A 6774-nucleotide genomic window follows, 5' to 3' on the forward strand; every position below is an offset into this window, starting at 1 on the left:
CCGATCTTGTTCTTCCCAGCGTTGAGCTTGTTCTTCCCAGCGCTGAGCTTGTTCTGCCCAGCGCTGAGCTTGTTCTGCCCACAGCCGGGTTTGCTCTTCGCGAGATTGTCGCAACTCCTCGAGAATGCGATCAAACCGATTATCAGTTTCCGAGCGACCAGCAAAATACTTTTGCGCAAGTTGCAAGATCAGACGCTGCACTTCCGGATCGCGTTCAAGGAGTGCAGGTAGTTCCTGGATAAGCAATTCCCTGATTTGGTCGCGTTCGAGTGGCATGTTGTACTCCTTCGACGGGCAAGTGCAGCGTGTGAGAGAATTGATACAGTCAAATGTGCTATATTATAGCACATCAGAGACTATCAATCATCTCAACCATAGCACTGTTGGGTGCTTCTAACGTTCTTTTCTACCCGACAGTGCTGATGTGAGAAGGGAGCAAAGATAGGTTAGAGGATGATCAAAAATCCGGGCTTTTGATGAGTCTCGATCATAACATCGCCATAGTGGTCAGGGAACCGGTGGCAGGCAACGTATGCAGCTCCGCGACGTGATGGCAAAGGGTTTCGACGGTTTCAGTGTCTGTGCTGCGACGCAAGGTGAGAGGGACGGCCATGCCATAAGCCGACCTGCACGAGCACGTCGGACTATTGCTTAGCCAGGGTTGCACCCACTGCCGTAGGAAGCGGGCCTTCGGCTTCGGCCCGCGCTCCTAGGCGACCGTATCGGTCAGGAATGGCCTGAAAGACTTTCGTTAGTGAACACGACCAGAAACCGAGAACTCTGACAACCGCACCGTTACGTCAACGTTGCCGGCATGTCCTGGTACGAGATGTTACGTTCCGGTTCTTGTTGCCAGAGCACCCATAGCGTTACGCCACACCCATCGCCAGACGCCGAACCGCTGGCGCCTCCTGAGCCATCCGTTGCGTCAACTGCCACGAACCCAGACAAAACGCCAGTTGCGCTAGCGTCTGCACAATTTGCTCAAACCACTGCACCGGAATGGTCTGCGGCATATTTGTGGCCATTTGCGACAAACCAATAATCGTGATCAGGACGATCACAAACACCACGGCTAACGGTCGCATCCTGCGTTTCCATGCCCCAATCGCCAACATGAGCAGGAGGGCAACATTTCCAATCGTTGCTAACATAATCAGCGGCACGCGCCATGGCCCACCGTTCACCGCGATCAGCGCTGACCCTATTGCGAATAGACTAATCACGATCAGCGGGATCAACCAGGGTCGGTGCAAGCCTGGCTTAGCCTGAAGCTGGCGCGTGTAACTGTACACGGCGGTTGCGATCAACGTGAAACCGGGTGCAATCATCGGGAACAGGGCCTGACTGAAGAGCGAGATGTCGGTACCGTTGATTGCCATCAGCACCTTCCAGGTTGCCTTTAAGATGCCGCCAACCGCCAGCAGTGCCAAACCGGTAAAAGCCATCATCCCCAGCGTTCGATCAAATTGCTGAATGGTGCGTGCAATAAACCATACACCGATCAACGAGAAGATTACCGGGAGGTAATCCTCTAGCGCCAGCGCCAGCGAATATTCCGTCTCCATTGCCAGCCTCCCGCATTGCCTACAATTAACACTTTAGTTCATTATATTGCATATCATACCGATTGACAAGCTCGGAGCGCAGGCCTCCGGCCCGTGTCAGCGGTGGGTAACCGGAAGACATCGGCTAGCGCGAACGCGAAACACGAAGAACAGAACTGATACCAATCGCTGGCAGAACATGCAAACATTTTCGTCTTCCTGCGTTCACTGCTACATCTCCTCAGGTTTTGGAATAATCTACGTTTATTTTTGTGATAATGCTATCCGTGGTCGGTTTGTGGTATCCTAAACCTGTTCACAGACCAAGGGCGTGGAGGAGGAAAATATGGAGATCCGCGACCGCCCCGACCACGATCCGGTTGCTGATTTGCTGTTAGTTGATGCATACATGCGTTGGGCATTGCTCGCAGCCGAAGAAGTGATTGGGCGTAACGGTTTGGCCGTTGTGTTGCGCCAGGCCGGCTTAAGCCATTTGATAGGCAACTATCCGCCCGAACAACTGAAAGCAACGAGTGGGCTAACGTTTTACCACTATGCCTCACTCAACGCTGGCCTGATCAACTTCTTCGGTCGCTCGGCACGCAGTATGGCACTACGGATTGGACGTCAGACGGCCCGGCTGGCAATTACCAATCAGAGCGCATTGTTTGGTACTGCTGCGTTGATCGCCTCGAAGATGTTACCGTTCGCCACTCAGGTGAAGCTAGGTTTGTCGGCGATGCAAGCTGGGTTACGCCGCCTTAGTCAAACGGTAAACCAGGATCGACGACTGGCATTAGAGGATCGTGGCGATAGTTGGGCATACATCGACTACACCTGTTCAATGTCGGCCGGCAAGCAGGCTGATGAGCCGATTGGGTACATTCAGTGTGGTATCTTACAAGAAGCACTACACTGGCAAACCGGACGTGAGTTTGCAGTCGAACAGGTTGCCTGTCGTTCAATGGGTGCACCAGCCTCGATCTGGCTGGTAGCTAAATCACCAATGCTCCCTGTTTCTTGATGTGTAAAGGAGGGCCGTATGGCCGACCTGACTCCTGACCAGATCTTTGATCTTCTCAATCGTCCAGGGCCACTCTGGTTGGTTGGTGCTAATTTGAGTGGCGCCAATCTGAGTGCTGCGAATCTGAGTGGCGCCAATTTAAGCGAAGCGCAATTGAGTCGTGCCCGCCTGACCGACGCAAACTTATATCGGGCCGATTTGAGTATCTGCGAGTTAGGCGGCGCCAATCTGAGCTGGGCCAATCTCCGCGAGGCGCGCCTCAATTGGGCACAGTTGGTTCGGGCCGATTTGAGCGATGCCGATCTGCGCAAAGCGGATCTGAGCTGGGCCAATCTGGAGTTCGCAACGCTGGTTGGTGCTAATCTCAGAGGCGCCAATCTGAGCGCCGCCGATTTTAGTGGCGCTAACTTGTACGGCGCCAATCTCAGTCTCTGCAATCTCAGCGGGGCCGATCTCCGCGATACGGTGATGATTGGCGCGAATCTCAGTGAAGCTCAACTGCGCGAAGCTCAGTTGGTTAATTTGAGTGGCGCTAATCTGAGTGGTGCCATCCTCCTGCGGGTGAGTCTGAACGGCGCCAATGGCAATGGCGTCAATCTGGCAGGCGCGAATCTTATGCACGCCAACCTACGAGAAGTAACCTTTGATGATGCAAATTTTATCGGCGCGAACCTCAGCGAAGCCAATTTTGGTGAAGCAAGTCTGTGCAATGCCGATTTCAGTGAGGCCAATCTCAGTGGTGCGTATCTGAGTGGCGCTAACTTGCGTGGCGCCATTTTGACCCGCGCCAATCTGTCGCGGGCTAATCTGAGCGGCGCCAATCTACGTGGTGCAAACTTGCGAGGAGTAAACTTGCGCGAAGCGTCGCTGGCCGATGCCGATTTAACCGACGCTGATCTCACCGATGCCGATTTGACTGACTGCGATTTGACCGGAACGAAAGGGATTGTCCGGTGAACGACACATTGGGATGCGGGTATGCAGTAGCATACCCACCCCATCCCCTATCCAGAAGCAACAACCGACTCAAGAATCTCGCGGAGAAATCGCCCGGTGTGTGAGGTTGGATGACGGGCAACCTCTTCAGGTGTCCCAAGAGCGACCACCTCGCCACCGCCATCACCACCTTCAGGCCCCATATCGATCACGTAATCAGCCGTCTTGATCACATCGAGATTGTGTTCGATCACGATGACCGTATTTCCCGCATCTACCAGGCGGTGTAATACGCGCAGCAGATTCTGAATGTCGGCAAAGTGAAGACCGGTCGTTGGTTCATCGAGAATGTAAATGGTACGACCGGTAGCAACCCGAGCCAATTCCTTTGCTAGCTTGACCCGCTGTGCTTCACCACCAGAAAGCGTCGTTGCAGGTTGACCGAGCTTGATGTAGTCAAGCCCAACATCGTGCAGAGTTTGTAAGATACGACGCACCCGCGGCACATTGGCAAAAAACTCTAGCGCGGTCTGCACGTCCATATCAAGCACATCGGCGATGGTCTTGCCTCGATACTTAACCTGCAAGGTTTCACGGTTGTAGCGTTTCCCTTTACATTCAGCACAGCGAACCCAGACATCGGCCAGGAATTGCATATCAATCTTGATCTCGCCGTTCCCCTCACACGCCTCACAGCGCCCACCTTTCAGGTTGAAACTGAAGCGACCCGGACCATAACCACGCAGTTTCGCTTCGGGTGTTTCGGCAAACAATTCACGGAGCAAATCGAAGAGCTTCACGTAGGTCGCCGGATTCGAGCGCGGAGTACGACCAATCGGCTGTTGATCAATGTTGATGACCTTATCCAGCCGTTCGAGACCGTGCAGATTGCGGAAGGGACCAGGCTTAAGTTGTGCACGATTGAGACGGTTAGCCAGCGCCGGATAGAGCGTTTCGGTGATGAGCGATGATTTTCCCGAACCAGAGACACCAGTTACGGCAATGAAACAACCGAGTGGAAAACTGACCGTCACATCACGCAGGTTATTGAGCGTTGCTCCTTCCAGGGTCAGCCAGCCGTTGTTGGCCTGACGACGACTGGTCGGGATCGGGATTGTCAGGCGGCCAGAGAGGTACTGACCGGTAAGTGAGGTCGGGTGTTGCGCCACCTGCTCTGGTGTTCCGGCAGTCACAATCTGACCACCTTTCACACCGGCACCGGGACCAAAGTCAATAATCCAATCGGCGGCCTGCATCGTCTCAAGGTCATGCTCGACGACAATAAGCGTATTACCAAGATCACGCAACCGCAACAGCGAATCGAGGAGTTTGCGATTATCACGTTGATGCAGACCAATGCTCGGTTCATCGAGAATATACATCACGCCAACCAGCCCGGAGCCAATCTGAGAAGCGAGGCGGATGCGTTGTGCTTCGCCGCCAGAAAGAGTTGGCGCAGCGCGATCAAGTGTCAGATAGTGCAAACCTACATTGTGTAAGAAACCGAGACGTTCACGGATCTCCTTCAATACATCACCGACGATAGCCCGCTCTGTCTCGTTAAGTTGATTAGGCAATTCACGGGCCCAATCGAGCGCCTGGGCAACGTTCATCCGAGTTACATCGCGAATCGAACGCCCTGCTACCCGCACGGCCAGACTTTCCGGTCGCAACCTTGCTCCCTGACAATCAGGGCAGGGTTGTTCGCTCATGTATTTCGTGTAATACTCGCGCATCGCGTCGGAGCCACTCTGCATATAGCGCCGACGAATTTCACTGGCCAGTCCTTCCCAGATACGGTAATACTCACCGCGCGATCCACTTTCATGTTCCCAGGAGAAGCGAATACGTTCCTGACCACTACCATAGATAATTGCATCACGCTGACGTTGCGTCAACGAATCCCAGGGTGCATCGAGATCAATGTGATAATGGGCAGCGATAGCAAGCAGAGCCTTGTATGCCCAGGTATCCTGCTTTTTCCGCATTTCGCCCCAATACGTCACCGCACCGTCATGAATGGAGAGTGCGCCATTAGGAACGAGGAGCGACGGATCGACTTCAAGGCGCGCACCAAGACCGGTACAGGTCGGACATGCCCCCTGCGGTGAGTTGAACGAAAACATCTGCGGGGTCAATTCAGGAAACGAAATCCCGCATGTCAGACAGGTATTGCTCTCGCTCATCATCCACTCGCGTGGTTGATCGGGATCGTCTGGCGCATCGGCGCGACTGATAATAATCTTCCCTTCCCCAACCCGCAAAGCTGTTTCGACGCTATCGGTGAGTCGGGTGATGAAACTGTCAACATCACCGTTTTCAGCAACTGCTGGTATCGCCAGGCGGTCGATCACGACCTCAATCGAGTGCTTGACCTTCTTGTTCAGCTTAATCTCTTCATCGAGCGAACGAATTTCGCCATCAACGCGCACACGAGTGAAGCCTTCGGCTTTAGCTTCAGCAAAAATATCTTTGTACTCACCTTTACGTTGCGAAACCACTGGCGCCAGCACCATAAAGCGCGTGCCGGGAGGGAGGGTCAGGATACGATCCACCATCTGCTGCGCCGATTGTGCGGTAACCGGTTGACCACACCGATGACAGTATTGATGACCGACCCGCGCAAAGAGCAGACGTAGATAGTCGTAGATTTCCGTGATCGTACCGACGGTCGAGCGTGGGTTCTTGCTGGCACTCTTTTGCTCGATAGCAATTGCCGGTGATAAGCCCTCAATCAGATCGACTTGCGGTTTTTCCATCTGGCCAAGAAATTGTCGTGCGTAAGCCGACAGGCTCTCGACATACCGCCGCTGGCCCTCAGCGTAGAGGGTGTCAAATGCCAGTGAACTCTTGCCCGACCCACTCACTCCGGTCAGCACTACCAGCCGATCACGCGGGATTTCAACATCAATGCCCTTGAGGTTATGTTCACGTGCGCCCTTAATGACGATGGTCGTCTTTGCCACGACTCTCTCCGCTACTAGACAAGCGAAACAAGAGCGTCGTCGAATGGTGACGACGCCAGGCCTACATGATAGTATACCATCATTTCTTAGAACAAAAGAACTACAAAGGCTGGATTTTAGGGCTTTTCAACGTTTTCACCTTACTCAGCAGAGGTGAGAGAGAAGATTGAGGGGCAAGAGCGAGTTCTAAACCTATCATCGATAACGTGCTGAGGCAGCACGCGATAGGTTTCGACCATAAACGCTGGTGCGGGCTGGAGGCCCGCGCACCCAGACACCCAATGGTCGTCGTACACCCGGC

General features: G+C 53.8%; 4 protein-coding genes and 1 pseudogene. 2 read left to right on the forward strand and 3 right to left on the reverse strand.

Going from position 1 to position 6774, the window contains the following annotated elements; genetic code table 11:
* A pseudogene (locus JE47_RS0119040) lies at positions 1-276 on the reverse strand (hypothetical protein); the annotation flags it as partial.
* Between the two features lie 593 nt (positions 277-869).
* Positions 870-1568: a hypothetical protein gene (locus JE47_RS0119045; RefSeq protein ID WP_031461269.1), complete on the reverse strand. Its 699-nt coding sequence runs from the start codon at positions 1566-1568 to the stop codon at positions 870-872.
* A gap of 325 nt (positions 1569-1893) precedes the next feature.
* Here JE47_RS0119045 and JE47_RS0119050 point away from each other — a divergent pair, with 325 nt between their 5' ends.
* Positions 1894-2571 carry a 4-vinyl reductase gene (locus tag JE47_RS0119050; protein ID WP_031461270.1) on the forward strand — a complete coding sequence of 226 codons (678 nt, stop codon included), beginning with the start codon at positions 1894-1896 and terminating at the stop codon, positions 2569-2571.
* Positions 2572-2589: 18 nt separating this feature from the next.
* On the forward strand, positions 2590-3528 hold the full coding sequence (locus JE47_RS0119055) for a pentapeptide repeat-containing protein (RefSeq protein WP_031461271.1): 939 nt from the start codon (positions 2590-2592) through the stop codon (positions 3526-3528).
* A 47-nt stretch (positions 3529-3575) separates the two neighbouring features.
* Here JE47_RS0119055 and uvrA read toward each other — a convergent pair whose 3' ends face one another.
* A complete protein-coding gene (uvrA, locus tag JE47_RS0119060; RefSeq protein ID WP_031461272.1) occupies positions 3576-6473 on the reverse strand; it encodes an excinuclease ABC subunit UvrA in 2898 nt (965 codons plus the stop codon).
* Positions 6474-6774: the final 301 nt, after the last annotated feature.

Source organism: Chloroflexus sp. MS-G, from assembly GCF_000735195.1.
Classification (GTDB): domain Bacteria; phylum Chloroflexota; class Chloroflexia; order Chloroflexales; family Chloroflexaceae; genus Chloroflexus.